The sequence below is a fragment of the Streptomyces sp. NBC_01092 genome (genome assembly GCF_045039535.1).
Lineage (GTDB): Bacteria > Actinomycetota > Actinomycetes > Streptomycetales > Streptomycetaceae > Streptomyces.
Window position 1 is genome coordinate 7,849,413 of sequence record NZ_CP108659.1, and the last position, 25,723, is coordinate 7,875,135.

At 70.7% G+C, this 25,723-nt stretch carries 19 protein-coding genes and 1 riboswitch; of the genes, 11 read left to right on the plus strand and 8 right to left on the minus strand.

All coding sequences use genetic code 11. From position 1 onward, the window contains the following. Nucleotides 1-182: 182 nt before the first annotated feature. Both OG254_RS35670 and OG254_RS35675 read left to right on the plus strand, forming a co-directional pair. Nucleotides 183-1,724, plus strand: a complete 1,542-nt coding sequence (locus OG254_RS35670; RefSeq protein ID WP_405590125.1) for an RNA polymerase sigma factor — start codon at nt 183-185, stop codon at nt 1,722-1,724. A gap of 145 nt (nt 1,725-1,869) precedes the next feature. After that, complete coding sequence (locus OG254_RS35675; RefSeq protein ID WP_405590128.1) at nt 1,870-2,691, plus strand: S1 family peptidase; 822 nt, start codon at nt 1,870-1,872, stop codon at nt 2,689-2,691. A gap of 136 nt (nt 2,692-2,827) precedes the next feature. Here OG254_RS35675 and OG254_RS35680 read toward each other — a convergent pair whose 3' ends face one another. Next, on the minus strand, nt 2,828-3,058 hold the full coding sequence (locus tag OG254_RS35680; RefSeq protein WP_351186805.1) for a hypothetical protein: 231 nt from the start codon (nt 3,056-3,058) through the stop codon (nt 2,828-2,830). A gap of 443 nt (nt 3,059-3,501) precedes the next feature. Between OG254_RS35680 and OG254_RS35685 the strand changes: the two genes are divergently transcribed. From OG254_RS35685 to OG254_RS35695, 3 genes are all read left to right on the plus strand, one after another. Then, a complete protein-coding gene (locus tag OG254_RS35685; RefSeq protein WP_405590130.1) occupies nt 3,502-5,625 on the plus strand; it encodes a type IIA DNA topoisomerase subunit B in 2,124 nt (707 codons plus the stop codon). Between the two features lie 230 nt (nt 5,626-5,855). Then, nucleotides 5,856-6,317, plus strand: a complete 462-nt coding sequence (locus tag OG254_RS35690; protein ID WP_405590136.1) for a DUF485 domain-containing protein — start codon at nt 5,856-5,858, stop codon at nt 6,315-6,317. Then, on the plus strand, nt 6,314-7,906 hold the full coding sequence (locus OG254_RS35695; RefSeq protein WP_405590139.1) for a cation acetate symporter: 1,593 nt from the start codon (nt 6,314-6,316) through the stop codon (nt 7,904-7,906). The genes OG254_RS35690 and OG254_RS35695 overlap by 4 nt, the downstream gene beginning before the upstream one ends. A 134-nt stretch (nt 7,907-8,040) precedes the next feature. On the opposite strand, the gene OG254_RS35700 is transcribed toward OG254_RS35695, so the two are convergent. The 5 genes from OG254_RS35700 to OG254_RS35720 form a co-directional block, all read right to left on the minus strand. Beyond that, a complete protein-coding gene (locus OG254_RS35700) occupies nt 8,041-8,721 on the minus strand; it encodes a response regulator (protein WP_147994188.1) in 681 nt (226 codons plus the stop codon). Then, nucleotides 8,718-10,394 carry an ATP-binding protein gene (locus OG254_RS35705; RefSeq protein WP_405590142.1) on the minus strand — a complete coding sequence of 559 codons (1,677 nt, stop codon included), beginning with the start codon at nt 10,392-10,394 and terminating at the stop codon, nt 8,718-8,720. Before OG254_RS35705 ends, OG254_RS35700 begins: the two co-directional genes overlap by 4 nt. 127 nt (nt 10,395-10,521) lie before the next feature. Further along, nucleotides 10,522-11,466 carry a sucrase ferredoxin gene (locus tag OG254_RS35710; protein ID WP_405590145.1) on the minus strand — a complete coding sequence of 315 codons (945 nt, stop codon included), beginning with the start codon at nt 11,464-11,466 and terminating at the stop codon, nt 10,522-10,524. 232 nt (nt 11,467-11,698) lie between these two features. Beyond that, nucleotides 11,699-11,935: a hypothetical protein gene (locus OG254_RS35715; RefSeq protein WP_405590148.1), complete on the minus strand. Its 237-nt coding sequence runs from the start codon at nt 11,933-11,935 to the stop codon at nt 11,699-11,701. Nucleotides 11,936-12,078: 143 nt separating this feature from the next. Beyond that, the gene (locus tag OG254_RS35720) at nt 12,079-12,630 is read right to left on the minus strand and encodes a DUF6082 family protein (RefSeq protein WP_405590151.1); all 552 of its coding nucleotides are present in this window, start codon (nt 12,628-12,630) and stop codon (nt 12,079-12,081) included. Nucleotides 12,631-12,953: 323 nt separating this feature from the next. On the opposite strand from OG254_RS35720, the gene OG254_RS35725 reads away from it, so the two are divergent. After that, nucleotides 12,954-14,027, plus strand: a complete 1,074-nt coding sequence (locus OG254_RS35725; RefSeq protein WP_405590154.1) for a CobW family GTP-binding protein — start codon at nt 12,954-12,956, stop codon at nt 14,025-14,027. Here OG254_RS35725 and OG254_RS35730 read toward each other — a convergent pair. Continuing rightward, nucleotides 14,024-16,480, minus strand: coding sequence for a DNA topoisomerase (ATP-hydrolyzing) subunit A (locus OG254_RS35730; protein ID WP_405590156.1), 2,457 nt, complete (start codon nt 16,478-16,480; stop codon nt 14,024-14,026). The genes OG254_RS35725 and OG254_RS35730 overlap by 4 nt on opposite strands. Nucleotides 16,481-17,394: 914 nt before the next feature. Between OG254_RS35730 and OG254_RS35735 the strand changes: the two genes are divergently transcribed. The 4 genes from OG254_RS35735 (at nt 17,395) to OG254_RS35750 (ending at nt 22,212) form a co-directional block, all read left to right on the plus strand. After that, a complete protein-coding gene (locus tag OG254_RS35735; RefSeq protein ID WP_405590159.1) occupies nt 17,395-18,756 on the plus strand; it encodes a M16 family metallopeptidase in 1,362 nt (453 codons plus the stop codon). Continuing rightward, nucleotides 18,753-20,141 carry a pitrilysin family protein gene (locus OG254_RS35740; RefSeq protein WP_351186784.1) on the plus strand — a complete coding sequence of 463 codons (1,389 nt, stop codon included), beginning with the start codon at nt 18,753-18,755 and terminating at the stop codon, nt 20,139-20,141. The genes OG254_RS35735 and OG254_RS35740 overlap by 4 nt, the downstream gene beginning before the upstream one ends. Before the next feature lie 226 nt (nt 20,142-20,367). Beyond that, nucleotides 20,368-20,529, plus strand: a riboswitch (cyclic di-AMP (ydaO/yuaA leader). Nucleotides 20,530-20,542: 13 nt separating this feature from the next. Further along, a complete protein-coding gene (locus tag OG254_RS35745; RefSeq protein WP_405590162.1) occupies nt 20,543-21,328 on the plus strand; it encodes a M23 family metallopeptidase in 786 nt (261 codons plus the stop codon). A gap of 188 nt (nt 21,329-21,516) precedes the next feature. Next, a complete protein-coding gene (locus tag OG254_RS35750; RefSeq protein WP_351186780.1) occupies nt 21,517-22,212 on the plus strand; it encodes a GntR family transcriptional regulator in 696 nt (231 codons plus the stop codon). Nucleotides 22,213-22,391: 179 nt separating this feature from the next. Here the strand turns inward: OG254_RS35750 and OG254_RS35755 are convergent, their stop codons facing one another. Continuing rightward, the gene (locus tag OG254_RS35755) at nt 22,392-22,673 is read right to left on the minus strand and encodes an HPr family phosphocarrier protein (protein ID WP_351186778.1); all 282 of its coding nucleotides are present in this window, start codon (nt 22,671-22,673) and stop codon (nt 22,392-22,394) included. Between the two features lie 189 nt (nt 22,674-22,862). Between OG254_RS35755 and OG254_RS35760 the strand changes: the two genes are divergently transcribed. Further along, complete coding sequence (locus OG254_RS35760) at nt 22,863-25,709, plus strand: GNAT family N-acetyltransferase (protein WP_405590166.1); 2,847 nt, start codon at nt 22,863-22,865, stop codon at nt 25,707-25,709. The last annotated feature ends 14 nt before the right edge of the window (nt 25,710-25,723 follow it).

The following is a 25,723-nucleotide window of genomic DNA, read 5'->3' on the forward strand; positions in this document are numbered from 1 at the left end:
TCGGGGAAACAGCGCGATGACCTAAGAGGTGACTGCCGAGGAGGGAATACGGACGCCGTTCAAGGCGCTGTGTATCTTCCCGGCCCCCGCCCGCACCGTCGGTCCTCCCCAGGCCGGTGGTCGGCTCCTGTCCGCTGTGGACGGGGCCGGAAGCCGCTTTCCAACGTTCCGAGAGGTTGTTCGTGTCGGCCAGCACATCCCGTACGCTCCCGCCGGAGATCGCCGAGTCCGTCTCTGTCATGGCTCTTATCGAGCGGGGAAAGGCTGAGGGGCAGATCGCCGGCGACGATGTGCGTCGGGCCTTCGAAGCCGACCAGATTCCGGCCACTCAGTGGAAGAACGTACTGCGCAGCCTCAACCAGATCCTCGAGGAAGAGGGTGTGACGCTGATGGTCAGTGCCGCGGAGCCCAAGCGCACCCGAAAGAGCGTCGCAGCGAAGAGTCCGGCCAAGCGCACCGCCACCAAGACGGTCGCGGCGAAGACGGTGACCGCCAAGAAGGCCACCGCAACCGCCACGCCCGAGGCGCCCGCGGCCGAATCCGCCGTCGAGGACGAGTCCCCCGCGAAGAAGACCGCTGCCAAGAAGACGACCGCCAAGAAGACGGTCGCGAAGAAGACGACGGCCGCCGCCAAGAAGACGGCTGCCAAGAAGACCACCGCCAAGAAGGACGACGCCGAGGTTCCCGAGGACGAGGCTCTCGAGGAGACCCCCGGCAAGACCGGCGACGAGCCCGAGGGCGCCGAGAGCGCCGGCTTCGTACTCTCCGACGAGGACGAGGACGACGCGCCCGCCCAGCAGGTCGCCGCAGCCGGTGCCACCGCCGACCCGGTCAAGGACTACCTCAAGCAGATCGGCAAGGTCCCGCTGCTCAACGCCGAGCAGGAGGTCGAGCTCGCCAAGCGCATCGAGGCCGGTCTGTTCGCCGAGGACAAGCTGGCCAACGCCGACAAGCTCGCCCCCAAGCTCAAGCGCGAGCTGGAGATCATCGCCGAGGACGGCCGCCGCGCCAAGAACCACCTGCTGGAGGCCAACCTCCGACTCGTGGTCTCCCTGGCCAAGCGCTACACCGGCCGTGGCATGCTCTTCCTGGACCTGATCCAGGAGGGCAACCTCGGTCTGATCCGCGCGGTCGAGAAGTTCGACTACACCAAGGGCTACAAGTTCTCCACGTACGCCACCTGGTGGATCCGTCAGGCGATCACCCGCGCCATGGCCGACCAGGCCCGCACCATCCGTATCCCGGTGCACATGGTCGAGGTCATCAACAAGCTCGCGCGCGTGCAGCGCCAGATGCTCCAGGACCTGGGCCGCGAGCCCACCCCGGAGGAGCTGGCCAAGGAACTCGACATGACCCCCGAGAAGGTCATCGAGGTCCAGAAGTACGGCCGTGAGCCCATCTCCCTGCACACCCCGCTGGGCGAGGACGGCGACAGCGAGTTCGGTGACCTGATCGAGGACTCCGAGGCCGTCGTCCCGGCCGACGCGGTCAGCTTCACGCTCCTCCAGGAGCAGCTGCACTCGGTCCTCGACACCCTGTCCGAGCGCGAGGCGGGCGTCGTCTCCATGCGCTTCGGTCTCACCGACGGTCAGCCGAAGACCCTCGACGAGATCGGCAAGGTCTACGGCGTGACGCGTGAGCGCATCCGCCAGATCGAGTCGAAGACCATGTCGAAGCTGCGCCACCCGTCGCGGTCCCAGGTGCTGCGCGACTACCTCGACTAGGTCGCCCTCGCACGACGCGTCTTCGTACGACGCGCAAGGCCCGGTCCCCGAGTGGGGCCGGGCCTTCGTCTTGGCGTGCGGGTGCGGGGTGCGGCGGCCTGACTCACTCTGGGTTTCCCATGACCACCCGAGAGTGAGGAGCGCCATGCGTCGTCCCTTTGCCCGGGCGCTGGCCCGGCCGCTGGTTCTGGCAGCCGTGGCGACAGCCATGCCGCTGGTGTCCGCCGCCCCTGCGGCCGCTGACAGTGTCGTCGTCGGTGGGTTCCCGGTCGATGTGTCCGGCAGTCCCTGGACCGTGGCGCTGTCCAGCCGTGACCGGTTCGGGGGTACGCGGGCCGGTCAGTTCTGCGTCGGTGTGGCGATCGGGCGGTCCAGCGTGCTGACCGCGGCCCACTGTCTGGGCGAGGACGTCCTGGGATCGTCGCCGGAACAGGTACGCGACCTCAAGGTCATCTCCGGCCGTACCGACCTGCTGTCCGGCCGGGGCCAGGAGACCGCCGTCCGTGGCGCCTGGGTGAACCCGGACTACGACGAGGACAGCAACAGCGGCGACTTCGCCGTCGTCACTCTTGCCCGGCCCCTTCCCGCCAGTGCGGTGATCAGGATGGCCGGTGCCGGCGATCCCGCCTACCTGCCCGGGACGCAGGCCCTGGTCTACGGGTGGGGGGACGTCACGGGTGCGGGCGACTATCCGCGGGGCCTGCGCGCGGCGCGGGTGCGCGTACTGCCCGATGCCCTGTGCAGGCAGGCGTATCCGGGCGGCGGCGACGGCAGGTACTTGGCCGACAGCATGCTCTGCGCGGGGGAGCCGGCGGGGGGCCGGGACGCCTGTCAGGGGGACAGCGGAGGGCCGCTCGTCGCCCAGGGGAAGCTGATCGGGCTCGTGTCCTGGGGGAACGGGTGCGGTCGTGCGGGCAGTCCCGGCGTGTACACGCGGGTGTCCGAGGTCGTACGGGCCATGGATTAGCGGGCCGCTGTGCGGGAGCGTCAGGCGGGCGGCTGAGGGCTCGCGGGACACGAGCGCGGGCGGCCGCCCCTGTTGTCAGGGGCAGCCGCCCGTCGACCGGCCTGTGCCGGAGCTGGCTCGTCGTTAATGCGAGGTGTCAGCGCTCATCTTCGGACGCCGTTTCGGGAACGGACGTCAGCCGCTCCGTCTCGTCCTGTATCTCAGCGGCGATCTTCTTGAGTTCCGGCTCGAACTTGCGGCCGTGGTGGGCGCAGAAGAGCAGCTCTCCGCCGCTGAGCAGGACGACGCGCACGTACGCCTGGGCGCCGCAACGGTCGCAGCGGTCAGCGGCCGTCAGCGGGCTCGCGGGGGTCAGAACAGTAGTCACGTCGCCTCTTCTCTAGCTCGACGAGCTGTCGTACCAGGGTCAACATCCAACCAGCCCCAAAACGTTCCCGCTCGCGGCTTCTCCCAGAGAGAAATTTTTCCGGGGCGGCTGGCTGCTGCCAGGTGGCGGCGAATGTGCCGTATTGCGTATCTGTCGTGCTTACGGTTTCGCGCTGTCGGTCAAGGTCGGTCCTCCCGGCTGGCTTGCCGGTTTGTTCATGAGGACGTGCCCGGAGCCTAAATGGTTCATGCCTGGAAGGGAACGTGATATGTACTTCACCCCATCGAGGGATCGAACATGCATGCGACCCTGGACTAGTCTGTGTTTCGTACGAGGGTGGCGTTACAACGGCTCTACCAGGCCTCGGTACCCTCTTGACGGCGACCGAAGCCGCGCCCTTACCCATCAGGGCGCCACCTGAAATTCAGCGAGGAGCGAACCGCGTGACCGCCGAGACGTCCGTGCCGTCCACAGCGCTGCTGGCAGGAGCAGACCGGGACGGTTCCAACTACACCGCGCGGCACCTGCTCGTCCTTGAGGGGCTCGAGGCCGTGCGCAAGCGCCCGGGCATGTACATCGGGTCGACCGACAGCCGCGGTCTGATGCACTGCCTGTGGGAGATCATCGACAACTCCGTCGACGAGGCCCTCGGCGGATACTGCGACCACATCGACGTGATCCTCCACGACGACGGGTCCGTGGAGGTCCGGGACAACGGCCGGGGCATCCCGGTCGACGTCGAGCCCAAGACCGGCCTGTCCGGCATCGAGGTCGTCATGACCAAGCTGCACGCCGGTGGCAAGTTCGGCGGCGGCTCCTACGCCGCCTCCGGCGGTCTGCACGGCGTGGGCGCCTCCGTGGTGAACGCCCTGTCCGCGCGGCTGGACGTCGAGGTGGACCGCAGCGGCCACACCCACGCCATCAGCTTCCGGCGCGGTGTCCCCGGAGCCTTCGCGACCGACGGCCCGGACTCCAAGTTCGAGTCCAAGGGCGGCCTGCGCAAGGGCAGGAAGATCCCCAAGACCCGCACCGGTACGCGCGTGCGGTACTGGGCCGACCGCCAGATCTTCCTCAAGGACGCCAAGCTCTCCCTGGAGCATCTGCACCAGCGCGCCCGCCAGACCGCGTTCCTGGTGCCCGGCCTGACCATCGTCGTCCGTGACGAGTTCGGCCTCGGCGAGGGCGGCAGCAAGGGCGAGGAGTCCTTCCGCTTCGACGGCGGCATCAGCGAGTTCTGTGAGTACCTGGCCACCGACAAGCCGGTGTGCGACGTCCTCCGCTTCTCGGGTCAGGGCACCTTCAAGGAGACCGTCCCCGTGCTTGACGAGCACGGCCAGATGACGCCCACCCAGGTCACCCGCGAGCTCGATGTGGATGTCGCGATGCGCTGGGGCACGGGCTACGACACGACCCTGAAGTCGTTCGTGAACATCATCGCCACCCCCAAGGGCGGTACCCACGTCGCGGGCTTCGAGACGGCCGTGGCCGGCACCATGAACGAGGTGCTGCGCACCAAGAAGATGCTGCGCGTGGCCGAGGACGACATCGTCAAGGACGACGCCCTGGAGGGGCTGACCGCGGTCGTCACCGTCCGGCTCGCCGAGCCGCAGTTCGAGGGCCAGACCAAGGAGGTCCTCGGCACCTCGGCGGCCCGGCGCATCGTGAACACGGTGATCGCCAGGGAGCTCAAGGCGTTCCTGACGTCCACCAAGCGGGACGCCGCGGCACAGGCGCGCGTGGTCCTCGAGAAGGCCGTCGCCGCCGCCCGTACGCGCATCGCGGCCCGCCAGCACAAGGACGCGCAGCGCCGCAAGACGGCCCTGGAGTCCTCGTCGCTGCCCGCCAAGCTCGCCGACTGCCGCAGTGACGACGTCGACCGCAGCGAGCTGTTCATCGTCGAGGGAGACTCCGCGCTCGGCACCGCCAAGCTCGCCCGGAACTCCGAGTTCCAGGCGCTGCTGCCGATCCGCGGCAAGATCCTCAACGTCCAGAAGTCGTCCGTGACCGACATGCTCAAGAACGCCGAGTGCGGCGCGATCATCCAGGTCATAGGAGCGGGCTCCGGCCGGACCTTCGATATCGACGCCGCCCGCTACGGCAAGATCATCATGATGACCGACGCCGACGTCGACGGCTCCCACATCCGCACGCTGCTGCTGACGCTGTTCCAGCGCTACATGCGGCCGATGATCGAGGCGGGCCGGGTGTTCGCCGCGGTTCCCCCGCTGCACCGGATCGAGCTCATCCAGCCCAAGAAGGGGCAGGACAAGTACGTCTACACGTACTCGGACCGTGAGCTGCGCGACAAGCTCATGGAGTTCCAGAGCAAGGGCGTGCGCTACAAGGACACCATCCAGCGGTACAAGGGTCTCGGTGAGATGGACGCCGACCAGCTGGCCGAGACGACCATGGACCCGCGTCATCGCACCCTGCGGCGGATCAGCCTCACGGACCTGGAGGCCGCCGAGCGCGTCTTCGATCTGCTGATGGGCAACGACGTGGCGCCGCGCAAGGAGTTCATCTCCAGCTCGGCGGCCACGTTGGACCGGTCGCGTATCGACGCGTAGCCGCTGCGCTGGGCTTGGGCCGGGAAGACGGCCTCGGCTCCGCCTTCGGTCGTTTTTGGGTTCCCACCCGCACCGCCCGCGGCAATCGTCGTCGGGTGCGGGTGGCCCCTGCGGTGGTTTGTCGCCGTTGGCGGCTGCGGGTTTTCGCAACGGCTGCGCGAATCACCTGATGGGGTGAAGCGTGTGAAGAAGCCGAGTCGGCGATCTTTCCGTTCTGTCCATGCTTGGGCATGCACTCAAGCGACGGTCGCCCCCGCGAAAGCACAGGTGCGCGGTACGACGACCCCTGGTACGACGCCCTCGCCTCCGGGTGGGGGGAGCTGGACGGTACGGACGCTCCCGAGGTCGCCGCGCCCGTCGCGGGTGATGTGTATCTGGAGGTGCAGCGCAGCGCGGCCTTCCGGGAAGTGCGCAGCCGCTACCGGCGGTTCGTGGTGCCGGCGGTTGCCGTGTTCCTGTCCTGGTACGTGGCGTACATCGTGGCCGCCACGACCGCGCCGGCGCTGATGGCCCGGCCCGTCGTGGGCGCCGTGAACGTCGCTCTGCTCGCCGGACTCGGGCAGTTCCTCAGCACCTTCCTGCTCACCTGGGCCTACGCCCGTCACGCGCGGCTGCGCAGGGACCGGGCCGCGCTCGAACTGCGCTGGGACACGCAGGAGTTGACGCGCGTCGCGAAGGGCGGTGCCGCGTGACGGACGATCACCAGACGCTGTCGCTGCTGCTGTTCAGCGTGTTCGTCGCGATCACGCTGGCGATCACGACGTGGGTGAGCCGCAACCGGCGTGGTTCCGCGGAGGAGTTCTACGCCGGCGGCCGGCTCTTCACGCCCATGGAGAATGGTTTTGCCATCGCCGGGGACTACATGTCCGCCGCCTCCTTCCTCGGCATCTCCGGGCTCATCGCCCTCTTCGGCTACGACGGGCTGCTGTACTCGGTGGGCTTCCTCGTGGCCTGGCTGGTGGTGCTGTTCCTGGTCGCCGAACTGGTCCGCAACTGCGGGCGGTTCACGCTCGCCGACGTGGTCGCCGCGCGGATGAGGGAGCGTCCCGTGCGGATCGCGGCGGGAACTTCCTCGGTCACCGTGTCCGTTCTGTATCTGGTGGCGCAGATGGTGGGCGCGGGCACCCTGGTCGCGCTGCTGCTCGGGGGCGAGGGCGAGGCGGCGCGGTCCTGGACCGTCATCGGCGTCGGCGCGCTCATGGTGATCTATGTGTCGTTGGGAGGGATGCGGGCCACCACCTGGATTCAGATCGTCAAGTCGGTCCTGTTGCTCGGCGGCACCATCGCGTTGACGGTGCTCGTCCTGCTGCGCTTCCACGGCGACTTCGACCAACTGCTGCTCACGGCGGCAGAGCGCAGTGGCCACGGCGATGCGTTCCTGGCGCCCGGTCTGAAGTACGGCGGGGACTGGACGGCCCGCTTCGACTTCATCAGCCTGGGCCTCGCCCTGGTGCTGGGCACGGCGGGGCTGCCGCACATCCTGTCCCGCTTCTACACCGTGCCCACCGCCCGCGCGGCACGGCGCTCGGTGGTCTGGGCGATCGGGCTCATCGGCGGCTTCTATCTGATGACGATCGTCCTGGGCTTCGGCGCGGCCGCGATCGTCGGACCGGAGGCCGTACGTGGGTCGAACACGGCCGGGAACACGGCGGTTCCGCTGCTCGCCCTCGATCTCGGCGGCGGTGCGGATTCCACCGGCGGAACGGTTCTCTTCGCCGTCGTCGCCGCGATCGCCTTCGCCACGATCCTCGCCGTGGTCGCCGGCATCACGCTCTCCTCCTCGGCGTCCGTGGCCCACGACCTGTACGCCTCACTACGGCGTCGGCACGCGGGGCCCCGCAGCGAGGTGGCCGTCGCCCGCGTGGCCGCCGTCGGTATCGGCATGGTCGCGATCGGCCTCGGGCTGCTGGCCAGGGACCTGAACGTCGCATTCCTCGTGGGCCTCGCCTTCGCCGTCGCCGCGTCCGCCAACCTGCCGGTGCTGCTGTACTCGCTGTTCTGGCGGGGCTTCACCACACGGGGCGCCGTCTGGTCCGTGTACGGCGGCCTGGTCCCGGCCGTGGCGCTCGTGGTGCTGTCGCCGGTCGTGTCCGGCAGCCCCGAATCGCTGTTCCCCGGGGTCGACTTCCAGTACTTCCCCCTCCAGAACCCCGGCCTCGTCTCGATCCCCCTGGGGTTCGCGGCAGGCTGGCTCGGCACCGTCACCTCGGCCGAGGAACCCGACGAGGCCAAGCACGCGGAGACCGAGGTGCGGTCGCTGACGGGGGCGGGGGCTGTCTAGGGCGGCGCCATCGTCGTCGTACGACCGCTGATAGATCGGGGCCCCTGATAGATCGGGGACCGCTGATAGATCGGGGACCGCTGTCCGTATGAAGAGAAGGCACGGTTCCTTCCCCCGCCCCCACGGGCCGTGCCTCAGGCGCGGGTCGCCCACACGTAACGGTGTTCCGGGCGGCCCGCGTCCCCGTACTTGAGGGTGAGGCGGGCGCGTCCGGTACGTTCCAGGAGCTTGAGATAGCGCTGGGCGGTCTGTCGGCTCACTCCGGTCCGCTCGGCGATCTCCTGGGCCGACAGGGGGCCTTCGGCGTTCATCAGGGCGCGGCGTACGAGTTCCGCGGTGGTGGGGGAGTGGCCCTTGGGCAGGTCGGGCTCCGTGGGGGCGGACAGGGCGCCGAAGATGCGGTCCACCTCGGCCTGTTCGGCCTCGCCGCCGCCGTCGAGGGTGCGGCGCAGCTCCGCGTACGCCTCCAGCTTTGCGCGCAGGCCCGCGAAGGCGAACGGCTTCACCAGGTACTGGAGCGCCCCTTGTCGCATCGCCGCCTGTACGGTCGTCACGTCCCGCGCCGCCGTCACCATGATCACGTCGGCCTGGTGACCGCGCCGGCGCATCTCCTGGACGACCGCGAGGCCCGTGTCGTCGGGCAGATAGTGATCCATGAGGACCAGGTCCAGCCGGGGCAGCTCCTCCACGCGGCGCAGCGCCTCGGCCGCGCTGTGCGCCTCACCCGCCACATGGAAGCCCGGCACCTTCTCGACGTAGGCGGCGTTGACCCGCGCCACGCGCGTGTCGTCGTCCACGACCAGGACCTCGATCATCGCGACTCCTCCTCGGCGACGGTGTGCGGATCCGATGGCACGGTGAGGACCGGCTCCAGGTCCGGCGCGGCCAGCGCCTCGGGCAGGACGACGACGAACTCGGCGCCTCCGCCGGCCGCCTCGCCCACCGTCGCGCTGCCGCCCTGCCGCTCGGCGAGCCTGCGCACGAGGGAGAGCCCGATGCCGCGCTCGCGGTGGGCCGGGCGCTGCTTGGTGGACCACCCCTCCGTGAAGATCAACTCGCGCTGCTCCTCGGGGATTCCCGGCCCCGTGTCGCGCACCCTGAGGGTCGCGGTGCGCCCCTCGGCCCGCAACTCCACCTCCACGCGCGCGTGCGGCGTCCCCGCGACGGCATCCAGTGCGTTGTCCACCAGATTGCCCACGATCGTGACGAGCCCCCTGGGGTCGATCAGCCGGTCCGGGAGCCCGGTACGGTCCGACAGACGCAGCGCGACACCGCGCTCCGCCGCCACCGTCGCCTTGCCGACCAGCAGCGCGGCGAGCAGCGGGTCCCGGATCTTCTCGGCGACCTGCTCCGCGGTGGCGCGGTGATCACCGACCACCTCCCCGACGAACTCCACGGCGTCGTCGTACATCTCCAGCTCCAGCAGCCCGAGGAGCGTGTGCATACGGTTCGCGTGCTCGTGGTCCTGGGCGCGCAGGGCGTCGATCAGGCCGCGCGTGGAGTCGAGCTCCCGGCCGAGCTGCTCCAGCTCGGTACGGTCGCGCAGGGTGGCGACGGCGCCGCCGTCGTCGGTGGGCATGCGGTTGGTGACCAGGACGCGCTGACCGCGGACCGTGAGCAGGTCGGTGCCCGTCACCCGCCCGGCCAACACGTCGGTCGTACGGCCTTCGCCGAGCGCCTCGTCGAGGGACCGGCCGACCGCCTCGTCGCCGATGCCCAGCAGACGCCGCGCCTCGTCGTTGAGGAGGCGGATACGGCCGCCGCGGTCCAGCGCGACGACGCCTTCCCGGATGCCGTGCAGCATCGCCTCGCGCTCCGCGAGCAGCGCCGAGATGTCGGAGAAGGCCAGGTCGCGGGTCTGCCGCTGGACTCGACGGGAGATGAGCCAGGCGGCCAGCGCGCCGACCGCCAGGGCGCCGCCCGCGTAGGCGAGCAGCTCCGGGATCGAGTGGATCAGCCGGGCCCGCACGCTGTCGTAGGCGATGCCGACCGAGACCGCCCCGACGATCTCGCCAGCGCCGTCGCGCAGCGGCACCTTGCCGCGGGCGGAGCGGCCCAGGGTGCCGTCGTCGATCTCCATGACCTCATGGCCGGCGAGGGCCTGGCCCGGGTCGGTCGAGACGAGCCTGCCGATCTCGCTCGGCGTGGGATGCGACCAGCGCACGCCCCGCCGGTCCATCACGACGATGTACTCGGCCTCGGTCGCCTCACGGATCCGCTCCGCCTCCCGCTGCACCGGGCCGCCGGCCGTCGCGGGCGTGCTCGTCAGGTCCTCGGCGATCTGCGGCTGGGCGGCGGTGGTCTGCGCGATCGACAGCGCGCGGCGCATCGCCTGGTCGTCGAGCTGGTCGCTGAGCGGAGCGAGGAACAGTCCGGTCGCGAGCACCGCGACTCCCGCGGCGATCGCCACCTGCATCAGCAGCACCTGCGCAAACATCCGCCGGGGCAGGCCCAGGCGCAGGCGACGGGTGGGGGGAGTGGGGCTCATACCCATGACGGTACGTGGGGGTACGGGGAGGGCCGTAGAGGGGTGTGGCGGGGATCTCCTGATCGACGCGGGGCATCGGGCGGGCCTCGGGAGTGCCGGTCGGTCGACCGGCGTGTACGTTCCCCGATCAGCTCGCGAGCGCCGTCGTCACCCTGAGTTCGCGTACCGCCACCACGTCCATCCGCGCGGGCGAGCCCAGCGCCGACGCCCCGCAGCTCTCCGGACGGGGCGGCAGGGAGGCGCCCTGGGCCACGCTGACCCGCCACGTGCGCCCGTCCGCGTGCGCGACGGTCACCTCCCACCTCGGGGCCGTGCCGTCCGTCCGTACGACCGTCAGCGCCTCCGCGGCGTCCTCGCCCGTGGCCCGGCGCACGGCCAGCTCCGCCGCCTGGCCCGGCCGCTCCCAGGCCGAGTTCCCGCGGCAGCCGTCGACGACGATCCGGCCCTCCTGGACGCTGTGCAGGACGTCCTTGACGGCATGGGCCTGCGCCCTGCCGTACGCGTAGCCGTACGGCAGCACGAGCAGTGTCGGGGAGAAGCGATGCCCGCCCAGATGGGTGACCTCCCAGACGCCGTCCACGCCGGAGGCCGCCAGCTCGGCCGCGAGCGGGCGGCCCAGGAGTGCGCAGCAGCGGTCCCGCTTGCCGTTGGTGCAGACGAGCGCGAGGGGGTTGCCGGTGTGGGGCCGCCCTTGGAGGACGGCGTCGAAGGTGTGGTGGTCGCCCATACCGAGGGCGGCGAAGTCCAGGTCGAGCAGCTGCTGGGGGTCGCTGATCGTGGCGGTGCGCAGCCAGACGTTTCCGGGCACGGTGTGGGCCACGTAGACCTGGCGTTCGGAGGGCCCGCCGCAGTCGGCGTGCCGGCCCGGGCGGCGGATCAGCGCGATGCGTACGCCCGTGCCCTGCGCGGCCGCCTCCAGGGCACGGCCCAGCGCGGGATCCAGGTGGCTCTGGGTGAGCGCCTTGGCACCCCACGGGCCGGGCTGCTCCAGCAGCAGCCAGGTCGTCGCGGTCGCCGCGGTCCCCGCGATGGGCTCAGCGAGGTCCTGCGAGACGGTTGAGCACGTACTCACAGAGGTGAGCCTAACCTGACTTGAGTCGACGTGGCAGCTGCGCTGCTCAAGCGGCCCCAGACACGCGTGTGGCCTGGTGCCGTTCTGGCGCCAGGCCTCATCGGTGAGGATCGAGCAGTGACGGGGTGCCGGCTGCTCGCGAGGTCGGGTGGCCCGGTTCGCGGGGCGGTTGCTCGCAGCCGGGGAGTGTGACGGTACGGGTCTGGGGTGGACGCGTGCTCGTGCGGTGGCTTCAGGCGTCGGGGATGTCGGCCTTGGCGCGGATCAGAGTCTCCCGGCTGACGATGACGATGCGTTCGTAGTCGGCGCGCGCGGCATCGGCGGGCAGTTCCGGGTCAAGCGCCTGGGTGGCCTCGGTGCCGATGACAGCGAAGTTACCGTCGCTGAGTTCGAACACGTCCGGGCAGGTGGCTCCTGAATTACTGCCACGGGCGCTTGGAGGCACACCGATGCGGCGCACGATCTTCAACAGTGGTCCTTAGGGCTGGGCATAATGGTGGGGAGCAGGTTACTGGTGTTTCTCGACTCACCAGGTCTTGATCGCGAAAACTCACCCAGTCGCGCTCCAGTCGCTGCTCTGTTGACCACCACGGTGTCTCGCGCCGGGCCCGGTCAGTCGGTCGGCGGATCGCCGACGACCCACCACTCGTCGGTATCGGCTTCGTCGAGGTCTCTGACGAGACCGTCGACCATGTGCCCCAGCTGAGCCTCCTCGGACGCCTCGTTCAGGGAGGCACGCATGTGCTGCGACGCCTCCCAGTACTCGCGGAAGATCGGGCTCTGGAAGAACTCACGCAGATGCCGGTACAGCTCCTCACGGTCGAGAATTCCCGCCCGGTGGAGGTGGAACAGGTGGACGTACCAGGCGTTGGCGTAGAAGAACTGGCGGCGCCTCTCCACCGGGATGTTCTTGTCGTAGGTGTCGATCACCGAGGCGAGCGAAGGATCGTCGATCGCCCTGGCCAGCAGTTCCCACTGCATGCGCTGCTGGTGTGCCACGGCCTTGCGGTGGATCGCCAACTCCTCGAGTTCCAACTGCTTCTCGCGCAGACGTGTTTCCTCCGACCGTCGTAGATGTGCGGCCACCGTCGCGGTCGCGGTGGCGACCAGGAGGGCGAGCGCGGCGGAGCGCAGCCTCCCCGCGAGGTGTTTCTGTGTGGTCATGTCAACTACCCCCGATCAGGCGGCCGTCCGCCGGTCGTCGGGATGTGGGTCGACTGGAGGGGACCGGCGAGCGGTGGGCGGCGCTTGCCGTCTCCCAGAGTGCCGAGCGGCTCTGATCGGCGGGGAGGCGGAGAGGAGGCGCACGGAGGGAAGCGAGGGTCGCACACTCCGGCGCCATGCCCAACGTCTGCCCGGCAAGTGCTGCTAACAATCGTTCACTTCGCGGGGATTCTTCCGGCTCGTATCCTGGGGCGGCATTCAAAACCTCGTATGCGCGCCGGGCCGCGAGCCGGTGCACCCGTCGGCGTGAGAAAGGTCGCACGTTGAGCAAGCCGACCCCCGGCCCGCAGCAGATTCCGGTCGTCGTTCTCGCCGGATTCCTCGGTTCCGGCAAGACGACTCTGCTCAATCACCTCCTCCACCGCAGCGGAGGCACCCGCATCGGAGCCATCGTCAACGACTTCGGGTCCATCGAGATCGACGCCATGGCCGTCGCCGGCGCGCTCGGCGACTCGACGGTCTCCCTCGGCAACGGCTGTCTGTGCTGCGCGGTCGACGCCAGTGAGCTGGATGTCTATCTGGAGCGCCTCGCACGGCCGTCCACCGGCATCGACGTCATCGTCATCGAGGCCAGCGGGCTCGCCGAACCCCAGGAACTCGTGCGCATGCTGCTCGCCAGCGAGCACCCGGGCATCGTGTACGGCGGGCTCGTCGAGGTCGTCGACGCCGCCGAGTTCGGCGACACCCGCGCGAAGCACCCCGAGATCGACCGGCACCTCGCCCTCGCCGACCTGGCGGTCGTCAACAAGCTCGACCGGGCCACCGACGGGGAACGCGTCCTCGGGATCGTCCGTCAGCTCGCCGACCGCGCCGCCGTCGTCCCCGCCACCTACGGGTGCATCGACCCCGCGTTCCTCTTCGACTGCCGGCCCAGCGAGGAGCGCATCGGGCAGCTGTCCTTCGACGACCTCCACCAGCACGGCGAGCACCACACCGACCACGCCGACCACAGCGGTCATCTGCACAGCGCCTACGACAGCCTGTCCTTCGTGTCCGACATCCCTGTCGATCCACGGCGGTTGATGGGGTTCCTGGACGGCAGGTCGGAGGGGCTGTACCGGATCAAGGGGTACGTCGACTTCGGGCCGTACGACGCCGCGAACCGCTACGCCGTGCACGCCGTCGGGCGGTTCCTGCGCTTCTACCCGGAACCGTGGCCCGACGCCGAGGCACGCCTCACCCAGCTCGTCCTCATCGGCTCCGGCATCGACACCGCCGCCCTGACCAAGGAACTCGAGGCGTGCAAGAGCGACGCCCCACACGCCGACGAGCAGGGCATGTGGGGCGTTCTGCGCTACGTACAGGACCCGGAGGAAGCGGCCTTCGAGGAGCCTTAGACCGGGCCCGCCACCACCGACACCGTCTTCGGCAGCGAGACACCCGAGCCGTCACGGCGCGGGTCCATCTCCGGGAGCTCGACCGGAGTGCCGTTCTTCTGCGCGGCCCGCGCCGGGACGGCGCCCGCCCAGCCCAGGGACAGGCAGTCCTCACCCTTCAGGAACCGCTGGCAGCGCACGCCACCCGTGGCGCGGCCCTTGCGGGGGTACTGGTCGAACGGGGTCAGCTTGGCCGTCGTCTGGACCGAGTCGTCCAGGGTGCCGCGCGAGCCCGCGACCGTGAACACCACCGCGTCGGCCGCCGGATCCACCGCCGTGAAGGAGATGACCTTCGCGCCCTCGGTGAGCTTGATGCCCGCCATGCCGCCGGCGGCGCGGCCCTGCGGGCGGACCTGCGCGGCCTGGTAGCGCAGCAGCTGGGCGTCGTCCGTGATGAAGACCAGGTCCTCCTCACCGGTGCGCAGCTCGATCGCGCCGACGATCCGGTCGCCGTCCTTCAGGGTGATGACCTCCAACTCGTCCTTGTTGGACGGGTAGTCGGGCACCACGCGCTTCACGACGCCCTGTTCCGTGCCGAGCGCGAGGCCCGGGGAGGACTCGTCGAGGGTCGTCAGGCAGACCACAGTCTCGCCGTCGTCCAGCGAGACGAACTCCGACAGCGGCGCGCCGCCCGCGAGGTTCGGTCTCGACGCCGTCTCCGGCAGCTGCGGCAGATCGATGACGTTGATCCGCAGCAGCCGGCCCGTGGACGTCACCGCGCCCACCTCGCCGCGCGCCGTGGCCGGCACCGCCGAGACGATCACGTCGTGCTTCGAGCGCCTCGCGTCGTCGTCCTCCGCGAACGGGTCGCCGTTCGCCGTACGGGCCAGCAGGTCCGTCGAGGACAGCAGCACCCGGCACGGGTCGTCGGCCACCTGGAGCGGCACGGCGGAGACCTGGGTGCCCGCCGACTCCAGCAGGACCGTACGCCGCTCGGTGCCGAACTTCTTGACCACCGAGGCCAGTTCGGCGGAGACCAGCTTGCGCAGCTCGGCGTCCGAGTCGAGGATCCGGGTCAGCTCGGCGATCTCCGCGCCCAGCCGCTCCTTCTCCGCCTCCAGCTCGATGCGGTCGAACTTGGTGAGGCGGCGCAGCGGCGTGTCGAGGATGTACTGGGTCTGGACCTCGGACAGGGAGAAGCGCTGCATCAGGCGTTCCTTCGCCTGTGCGCTGTTCTCGCTGGACCGGATCAGCCGGATGACCTCGTCGATGTCCACCAGCGCGGTGAGCAGGCCCTCGACCAGGTGCAGGCGGTCGCGGCGCTTGCCGCGGCGGAACTCGCTGCGGCGCCGGACTACCTCGAAACGGTGGTCGAGGTAGACCTCCAGGAGCTCCTTGAGGCCCAGGGTGAGGGGCTGGCCGTCGACCAGTGCGACGTTGTTGATGCCGAAGGACTCCTCCATCGGCGTCAGCTTGTACAGCTGCTCCAGGACCGCCTCCGGCACGAAGCCGTTCTTGATCTCGATGACCAGGCGCAGGCCGTGCTGGCGGTCGGTGAGGTCCTTGACGTCGGCGATGCCCTGGATCTTCTTGGAGCCGACCAGGTCCTTGATCTTGGCGATGACCTTCTCCGGGCCGACCGTGAAGGGCAGCTCGGTGACGACCAGGCCCTTGCGGCGGGCGGTCACGGTCTCGACCTCGACCGTGGCGCGGATCTTGAAGGTGCCGCGGCCCGTCTCGTAGGCGTCCCGGATGCCGGCCAGGCCGACGATCCGGCCGCCCGTGGGCAGGTCGGGGCCCGGGACGTACTTCATCAGGGTTTCCAGATCCGCGTTCGGGTGGCGGATCAGGTGGCGGGCGGCCGCGACGACCTCGCCGAGGTTGTGCGGCGGCATGTTCGTGGCCATACCGACGGCGATGCCGGACGCGCCGTTGACCAGGAGGTTCGGGAAGGCGGCGGGCAGCGCCACCGGCTCCCGTTCCTGGCCGTCGTAGTTGGGGGTGAAGTCGACCGTGTCCTCGTCGATCGACTCGGTCATCAGACTCGTCGCCTGGGCCTGCCGGCACTCGGTGTACCGCATGGCGGCCGGCGGGTCGTCGTTGCCCAGCGAGCCGAAGTTGCCGTGGCCGTCGACCAGCGGGACGCGCATCGAGAAGGGCTGGGCCATGCGCACCAGGGCGTCGTAGATCGACGCGTCGCCGTGCGGGTGCAACTTACCCATGACCTCGCCGATGACGCGGGCGCACTTCACATAGCCGCGGTCGGGGCGCAGGCCCATCTCGTTCATCTGGTACACGATGCGGCGATGCACCGGCTTGAGGCCGTCGCGGGCGTCCGGCAGGGCTCGGGAGTAGATGACCGAGTACGCGTACTCGAGGAAGGAGCCCTGCATCTCGTCGACGACGTCGATGTCGAGGATCCTCTCCTCGTACGAGTCGTCGGGCGGCGGGGTCTTCGTGCTGCGGCGGGCCATCGCTGCCGGCTCCTTGCTGAGGCGTGGACGGATCTGACGCGGACCATTGTGGACCGCGGCACTGACAACCACCGACCAGGACCCGATGTTGGGCTCCAGCCCGGCGCGTGAGAAGTGTCGCCGACGCCGGGCCCCACCTGCGACCCACGGGGCGACAAGGCACCAACGGCACTGGAGCATCGGGGGCTTGCGGGCGGCGGCGCGACGGGTCGGCGGTGGGGTAGGAGGGCCGACCGTAGGCCAATGTGCGAGCCGTAGGCCAATGTCACGGCCGTAGGCCAATGTGCCGGCCGTGGCCAATGTGACGGCCTTGGGGCAATGTGACGGCCTTGGGGCAATGCGCCGGCCGAGCCGAGCTGAGCCGAGCCCCGCCGACTCCCGATGCACCCCCGGACCGAGCGCCGTCCCCCAGCCGCGACCGCCCGGACCAGCCCACACAGCCGCGCCCACAGCCGCGCCCACCACGGCGGCAAGCGCGCGCCGCGAGACCGTTCACTCGCCGGAGTGATCGAAGGCCGGCGGTGGGAGCCCGACGAGCGAGCGCGCGGAGCGGAACGCGGTGTCGTCCGTGCCGCGGGCCAGGACCGATGGCCGCCGCCCGCCGCCCGGCACGCGCGCGTGGGAGGGGCCCCATCGCGCCCCCTGACCGATACCGCAGGCCAGGCAGCGTGCGCGGACCGCTCGCCACGGAAGCCCCCGCAGGGACCGCGCTCCCCGCCCCCGCACACGACCACCCCGATCCGTATGCCGAGGCCCACACTGACGAGCCGTCCCGACTCCCGTCCCACCCGCTCCACACGAACCGTTCTGACCGGGAACTTCGCCGACCCTTCGGACGCTGCATACAGTGGCAGGAACTTAAGCCGAACTGCTCGGCACAACGCAGTGCACGCGACCGGAAGGACACCTTGCCCATGGGTCACACGGCCACACCGGAGGCACAATCCGGCGGCCTCACCGCGACGGAGCACCGCCTGGCCAACGGCCTGCGTGTGGTGCTCTCCGAGGACCACCTCACGCCGGTCGCCGCCGTCTGCCTCTGGTACGACGTCGGCTCCCGCCACGAGGTCAAGGGCCGTACCGGACTCGCCCACCTCTTCGAGCACCTGATGTTCCAGGGCTCGGGAAGCGTCAAGGGCACGGGGCACTTCGAGCTCGTCCAGGGCGCGGGCGGCTCGCCGAACGGCACCACCAGCTTCGAGCGCACCAACTACTTCGAGACCATGCCCGCCCACCAGCTGGAGCTCGCGCTGTGGCTGGAGGCCGACCGCATGGGCAGCCTCCTGGTGGCGCTCGACGAGGAGGGCCTGGAGAACCAGCGGGACGTCGTCAAGAACGAGCGCCGCCAGCGCTACGACAACGTCCCCTACGGCACGGCCTTCGAGAAGCTGACCGCGCTGTCGTACCCCGACGGACACCCGTACCACCACACGCCGATCGGCTCGATGGCCGACCTGGACGCGGCCAGCCTGGAGGACGCCCGCGCGTTCTTCCGCACGTACTACGCGCCCAACAACGCCGTGCTGTCGATCGTCGGCGACATCGACCCGGAGCAGACGCTCGCCTGGGTGGAGAAGTACTTCGGCACCATCCCGGCCCATGACGGCAAGCCCGCGCCGCGCGACGGCTCGCTGCCCGAGGTCATCGGCGAGCAGCTGCGCGAGGTCGTCGAGGAGCACGTCCCCGCGCGCGCGATGATGGCCGCCTACCGCCTCCCGGCGGACGGCACGCGCGAGTGCGACGCGGCCGACCTGGCGCTGACCGTCCTCGGCGGCGGCGAGTCCTCCCGCCTCTTCAACCGGCTCGTGCGGCACGACCGTACGGCCGTGGCGGCCGGCTTCGGCCTGCTGCGTCTGGCCGGTGCGCCCTCCCTGGGCTGGCTGGACGTGAAGACCTCCGGCGACGTCGAGGTGCCGGTCATCGAGTCGGCCGTCGACGAGGAGCTCGCCCGCTTCGCGCAGGAGGGCCCCACCGCGGAGGAGATGGAGCGCGCGCAGGCCCAGCTGGAGCGCGAGTGGCTGGACCGGCTCGGCACCGTCGCGGGCCGCGCCGACGAACTGTGCCGGTACGCCGTGCTGTTCGGCGACCCGCAGCTGGCGTTCACCGCCGTACAGCGCGTCCTCGACGTCACCGCCGAGGAGGTCAAGGCGGTGGCCCAGGCCCGGCTGCGTCCCGACAACCGCGCGGTGCTCGTGTACGAGCCGACCGGCGCCGAGGATCCCGACGCCGCCGCGACCGACGAGACCACCGACGAGAACGAGGAGTCGGCGCAGTGACCGAGCTCGCCAGCATGGAGTTCCACCCGCAGCCCCAGGCCGGCCCGGCCCGGCCCTGGGCGTTCCCGGCGCCCGAGCGCGGCAAGCTGGACAACGGCCTCACCGTCCTGCGCTGCCACCGCCCCGGCCAGCAGGTCGTCGCCGTCGAGGTGCTCCTGGAGTCGCCCCTGGAGGCCGAGCCGAAGGGCCTGGACGGCATCGCCACGATCATGGCGCGCGCCCTGTCCGAGGGCACCGACAAGCACACCGCCGAGGAGTTCGCCGCCGAGCTGGAGCGCTGCGGTGCCACGCTCGACGCCTACGCCGACCACCCCGGCGTCCGCGTCAGCCTGGAAGTGCCCGTCTCCCGCCTGCCGAAGGCGCTCGGCCTGCTCGCCGACGCCCTCAGGGCGCCCGCGTTCGACGACGCCGAGGTGGAGCGCCTGGTGCGCAACCGGCTCGACGAGATCCCGCACGAGCTGGCCAACCCCTCGCGTCGCGCCGCCAAGGAGCTCGCCAAGGAGCTGTTCCCGGCGACCTCGCGCATGTCCCGCCCACGCCAAGGCACCGAGGACACCGTCGCCGGCATCGACTCCGCGTCCGTACGCGCCTTCTACGAGCGGCACGTACGCCCCGCGACCTCCACCGTCGTGGTCGTCGGCGACCTCACCGGCGTCGAGCTCGACGCCCTGCTCGGCGACACCTTGGGCGCCTGGACCGGCTCACTGGCCGAGCCGCGGCCCGTCCCGCCGGTGACCGCGAACGACACCGGGCGCGTCGTCATCGTCGACCGCCCCGGCGCGGTCCAGACGCAGCTGCTGATCGGCCGGGTCGGCCCCGACCGGCACGACCGCGTGTGGCCCGCGCAGGTGCTCGGCACCTACTGCCTCGGCGGCACCCTCACCTCCCGGCTGGACAAGGTCCTGCGCGAGGAGAAGGGCTACACCTACGGTGTGCGGGCCTTCGGCCAGGTCCTGCGCTCCGCCCCGGACGGCACGGGCGCGGCGATGCTCGCCATCAGCGGCTCCGTCGACACCCCGAACACCGGCCCGGCGCTCCAGGACCTGTGGACGGTGCTGCGCGGCGTGGCCGCCGGGGGTCTCACCGACGCCGAGCGGGACTTCGCCGTGCAGAACCTCGTCGGGGTGGCGCCGCTGAAGTACGAGACCGCGGCGTCCGTGGCGAACACGCTGGCCGACCAGGTCGAGCAGCACCTGCCCGACGACTACCAGGCGACGCTGTACCAGCAGCTGGCCGCGACCGGCACGGTCGAGGCCACCGCGGCGGCCGTCAGCGCCTTCCCGGTGGACCGTCTGGTGACGATCCTGGTCGGCGACGCGGCCGAGATCCGGGAGCCCGTCGAGGCCCTCGGCATCGGCGAAGTCACCGTCGTCGCCGCCGAGTAGCCGAGCCGAGTAGAGGACGCACCGGCGCCGGGAGACACCACGCGCGCGTAGGGGCCCTGGTGACGTAAGAGTCACCAGGGCTCCCTTATGCCCGAATTGAGGGGGAGGTTGCCTGTCTGACCTGTGGGATGCACTACAAAAGCCGTGATCCGTTTGGGGATTGAAAGATGTCCCGTTTAGCGTCTTCCGGGCTGTCCGTCAGGCACTGCGCCGCGCCCGCGGCACCGGACAGCCATCGCCGAGTCCCCGTACGGCGCGAGCCAGGGGAGCCGGGGACCCACGAAGTCCCTGGGGTGAATCGGACGCCCGCGCGCAGGCGAGGGGGCCCGTAGGAGACCTTCCTGCTCCGAACCCGTCAGCTAACCCGGTAGGCGAGAAGGAAGGAAAGGACCAGCCACTACATGGCGTTCACCTGCGCCACCGGGAAGAACCGCCCCACCGGCAAGCATCGCCGGCCCAGCCGGTTCGAGCGCACCACCGCCCGCGCGGCCGGCGTCGCCGCGCTCACCGCCACCGGCGTGATCGGCACCCTGGCCGCCCCGGCGCTCGCCGCCGAACCCGCCACGGAGCAGACCGGCCTCATCCCCGTCGTCACCGTCGAGAACTCGATCGCGGACCAGATCGACGCCCAGGCCATCGCCCAGGAGCGGGCGGCCAAGGAGGCCGCCGCCGCGAAGAAGGCCGCCGAGGAGGCCGCGCGCGAGAAGGCGGCCGCGAAGGCCGCCCAGGAGCGCGAGGCCAAGGAGCGCGCCGCCCGCGAGGCCGAGCGCAAGCGCCTGCTGTCCTACGTGTCCCCGATCGCCGGCTCGTACGTCTCCACGGGCTACAAGGCCGGCGGCGCCGTCTGGTCCTCCGGCAGCCACACCGGCATCGACTTCCACGCCTCCAGCGGCACCTCCGTCCACGCGGTCGCCTCCGGCACCGTCGTCGAGGCCGGCTGGGGCGGGGCGTACGGCAACAACATCGTGATCAAGATGAACGACGGCACGTACACCCAGTACGGCCACCTGTCGTCCATCGGCGTCTCGGTGGGCCAGACCGTCACCCCCGGCCAGCAGATAGGCCTGTCCGGCGCCACCGGCAACGTCACCGGGCCGCACCTGCACTTCGAGGCCCGCACGACGTCGGAGTACGGCTCGGACATCGACCCCGTCGCCTACCTGCGCTCGCACGGCGTGAACATCTGACGCCACCACCGCGTCCACCGAAGCCCCGGCTCCCCGAGCCGGGGCTTTCGATGTTTCCCGGCCGGGGTGCCTGACCAAAAAATATCCATGGATTCCGGCCCCCCGTCGGAAATTCCGGCCGGTTGCAATAGAGTCACTGCGAACACGTCATTCTCGACGTTTCACGGGGATTAAAGCGGAGGTCGGTCATGCGTATTCCGGCGCATTCGGTATGCACGGCGATCCGGGACGACATCGTCGCCGGTGTCTACGAGCGTGGCAGCCGGCTCACCGAGGAACTGCTCGCACGCCGCTACGGCGTCTCCCGCGTCCCCGTGCGGGAGGCCCTGCGCACCCTGGAGGCGGAGGGCTTCGTCGTGACCCGGCGGCACGCGGGCGCGTGCGTCGCCGAACCGACCGAGCAGGAGGCCGCCGACCTGCTGGAGATGCGCGGCCTCCTGGAACCCCTGGGCGCCTCCCGGGCCGCCCAGCGGCGCACCGAGGCCCATCTGAAGGTGCTGCGCGGCCTGGTGAGGCTGGGGCAGGAGCGGGCCCGGCGGGGAAACAGCGAGGACCTGCGCTCCCTGGGTGCCTGGTTCCACGAGACGCTGGCCCAGGCCTGCGGCAGCCCCGCCCTCACCTCGATGCTGACCCAGCTGCGCCACAAGATCGCCTGGATGTATGCCGTGGAGGCACCGGCCGAACCGGTGGAGTACTGGACCGAGCACGGCGCGATCGTGGACGCGGTGGCGCGTGGCGACGGTGAACGCGCCCGCGCGATCACGGCCCTGCACACCGAGCGCTCGCTCTCGGCGCACCGCCTTCGGTTCGGCTCCGGCGGCGAGCGCACGGAGCGTGTGAGGAATTCGCAACATCCCGTAAACATGCCGAGCCTGCGGCATTAACACGGGCGCCGTATACAAAGAGGAGATATTCGGCGGCAGGGAATTTCTGCTGCCCTTTTTCGGATATGCCGCCACCGTATCGTGAATTCCATGGACGGCTGCCGGAAAACCGTGAAGCCGCGTCCGCCGGAAAGGCGGACGCGGCTTCACCGTTCGCTACGGATACCCGTTCAGGTCACTCAGACCGTCTCGGGCAGCTCCTCGAGACCCTCGGAGACCAGCTTCGCCAGCCGGTCGAGGGCGGCGTCCGCACCCTCGGCGTCGGAGGCGAGGACGATCTCCTCGCCGCCCTGGGCGCCCAGGCCCAGGACGGCCAGCATGGAGGCCGCGTTGACGGGGTTGCCGTCAGCCTTGGCGATCGTCATCGGGACGCCTGTGGCCGTGGCGGCTCGGACGAAGATGGAGGCGGGGCGGGCGTGGAGGCCCTCGGCCCAGCCGACGTTGACGCGGCGCTCAGCCATGTGATGCTGCCCTTCGGTTTTCAGGGTTGTCTAGACCAGTTTCCCACACCACTGAAGCATGCCGGAACCGGACGAACGTATGACGCACGTCCCTTCCTCGGTGACCGTCGGGTCGCGGCCTCGACCCCACGTGACGTCCTCCACAGACTGCCTCGCGCCGTTGTCGTACGCGAGCCGTAATCTGGGCCCATGCAGAGCGCCTCGGACAGGCACGAGTACCCCGCCCACTGGGAAGCCGACGTGGTGCTGCGCGACGGCGGCACCGCGCGCATCCGCCCCATCACCGTTGATGACGCCGAGCGCCTGGTCAGCTTCTACGAGCAGGTGTCGGACGAGTCGAAGTACTACCGCTTCTTCGCGCCCTACCCGCGACTGTCCGCGAAGGACGTCCACCGCTTCACGCACCACGACTTTGTGGACCGGGTGGGACTCGCGGCCACGGTGGGCGGCGAGTTCATCGCCACCGTACGCTACGACCGGATCGGCGCCGACGGAATGCCCGCGTCGGCCCCCGCCGACGAGGCCGAGGTCGCCTTCCTCGTCCAGGACGCCCACCAGGGGCGCGGCGTCGCCTCCGCCCTCCTCGAACACATCGGCGCGGTCGCCCGCGAGCGCGACATCCGCCGCTTCGCCGCCGAGGTACTGCCCGCCAACAACAAGATGATCAAGGTGTTCACGGACGCCGGGTACACCCAGAAGCGCAGCTTCGAGGACGGCGTCGTCCGCCTGGAGTTCGACCTGGAGCCGACTGACCGCTCGCTCGCTGTGCAGTACGCGCGCGAGCAGCGCGCCGAGGCCCATTCCGTACGGCGGCTGCTGGTGCCCGGCTCCGTCGCCGTCATCGGCGCCGGCCGCAGCCCCGGCGGGGTCGGCCGCGGCGTCCTCGGCAACATCAGGGACGCCGGGTTCACAGGCCGGCTGTACGCCGTGAACAAGGCGTTCCCGCAGGACCTCAAGGAGCTCGACGGGGTTCTCGCGCACCGCTCCGTGCGGGACATCGAGGAGCAGGTCGACCTCGCGGTGGTCGCCGTACCGGCCGACCACGTCCTCGACGTCGTCACCGAGTGCGGCGAGCACGGCGTGCAGGGACTGGTCGTGCTCTCCGCCGGGTACGCCGAGAGCGGCCCCGACGGGCGCGAGCGCCAGCGCGAACTCGTCCGGCACGCGCGCACGTACGGCATGCGCATCATCGGCCCTAACGCCTTCGGGATCATCAACACCGCCGCCGACGTCCGGCTGAACGCCTCACTGGCCCCCGAGATGCCGAGGCCGGGCAGGATCGGGCTCTTCGCACAGTCCGGCGCCATCGGCATCGCCCTGCTGTCCCGGCTGCACCGGCGCGGCGGCGGGGTCACCGGCGACACCGGCGTCTCGACCTTCGTGTCGTCCGGCAACCGGGCCGACGTCTCCGGCAACGACGTCCTGCAGTACTGGTACGACGACCCGGACACCGACGTCGTCCTCATGTACCTGGAGTCCATCGGCAACCCGCGCAAGTTCACCCGCCTCGCCCGGCGTACGGCGGCCGCGAAGCCGCTGGTCGTCGTGCAGGGCGCACGGCACGGGGGAGCGGCGCCGCAGGGCCACACCGTCCGGGTCACGCGGTTGCCGCACACCACGGTGTCCGCGCTGCTGCGGCAGGCCGGGGTGATCCGGGTCGACACCATCACCGAACTGGTGGACACGGGTCTGCTGCTCGCGCGCCAGCCCCTGCCGGCCGGCCCGCGGGTGGCGATCCTGGGGAACTCCGAGTCACTGGGACTGCTGACCTACGACGCCTGCCTGTCCGAGGGACTGCGGCCGTTGCCGCCGCTGGACCTGACGACCGCGGCGTCGGCGGCCGACTTCCACGAGGCGCTGGCGCGCGCGCTCGCCGACGAGACGTGCGACGCGGTCGTCGTCACCGCGATACCGGCGATCGGGGACGCGACGACCGGGGACGCCGAGCTCGCGCAGGCCCTGAGCTCGGCGGCCGAGCGGGTGCCGGGGAAGCCGGTGCTGGTGGTGCACGTGGAGCTCGGCGGTCTCGCGGAGGCCCTGTCGGCCGCCGCGAGCACCGCGCCACAGGCGGACAGGGCGGCGCCCCGCACCGCGGGCCGCGCCCACCCCTTCCGCCCGCTGGACTTCCCGGCCGACCCGCTGCCCGAACCGTCGGACACCGCAGCGGGCACCCCCCGCCTCATCCCCGCCTACCCGGCGGCCGAGCGCGCGGTCCGTGCCCTCGGCGAAGCCGTCAAGTACTCCCAGTGGCGCCGCGAGGCGGCCGAGCCCGGCAAGGTGCCCGAGTACGAGGACATCGACGAGAGGGGCGCCGCCCAGCTGATCGACGGTCTGCTCGCGCGCGGGCAGGGGCTCACGCTCGGCACGGACGAGACCTGCGACCTGCTCGGCAAATACGGCATCCAGGTCCACCGAGCCCTGCACGCCCCCACCCCCGACGCGGCCGCCGAGGCCGCCCGCACCCTCGGCTACCCCGTCGCACTCAAGGCCACCGCCCCGCACCTGCGGCACCGCGCCGACCTCGGCGGCGTCCGGCTGGACCTCGCGGACGAGGAGCAACTGCGGCGGGCGTACACCGAGTTGACCGAGCTGTTCGGCAGACCGGAGGAGCTGCGCCCGGTCGTGCAGAGCATGGCACCGCGCGGCGTCGACACCGTCGTACGGGCCGTGATCGACCCGGCGGCCGGTGCCGTGCTGTCCTTCGGGCTCGCCGGAGCCGCATCACAGCTGCTCGGCGACATGGCACACCGGCTGATCCCGGTCACCGACCGCGAGGCGACCTCGATCGTCCGCTCGATCCGGACGGCACCGCTGCTGTTCGGCTGGCGCGGCTCCGAACCCGTCGACACACCTGCCCTGGAGGAGCTGCTGCTGCGGGTGTCGAGGCTGGTCGACGACCACCCGGAGGTCGTGGCGGTCACCCTGGAGCCGGTCGTCGTCGCCAAACACGGCCTGAGCGTCCTCGGCGCCTCCGTGCGCCTGGCGCTGCCGCCCGCCCGCGACGACCTCGGACCGAGGACCCTGCCGACGTACTGAGACCCCCGCGAGCG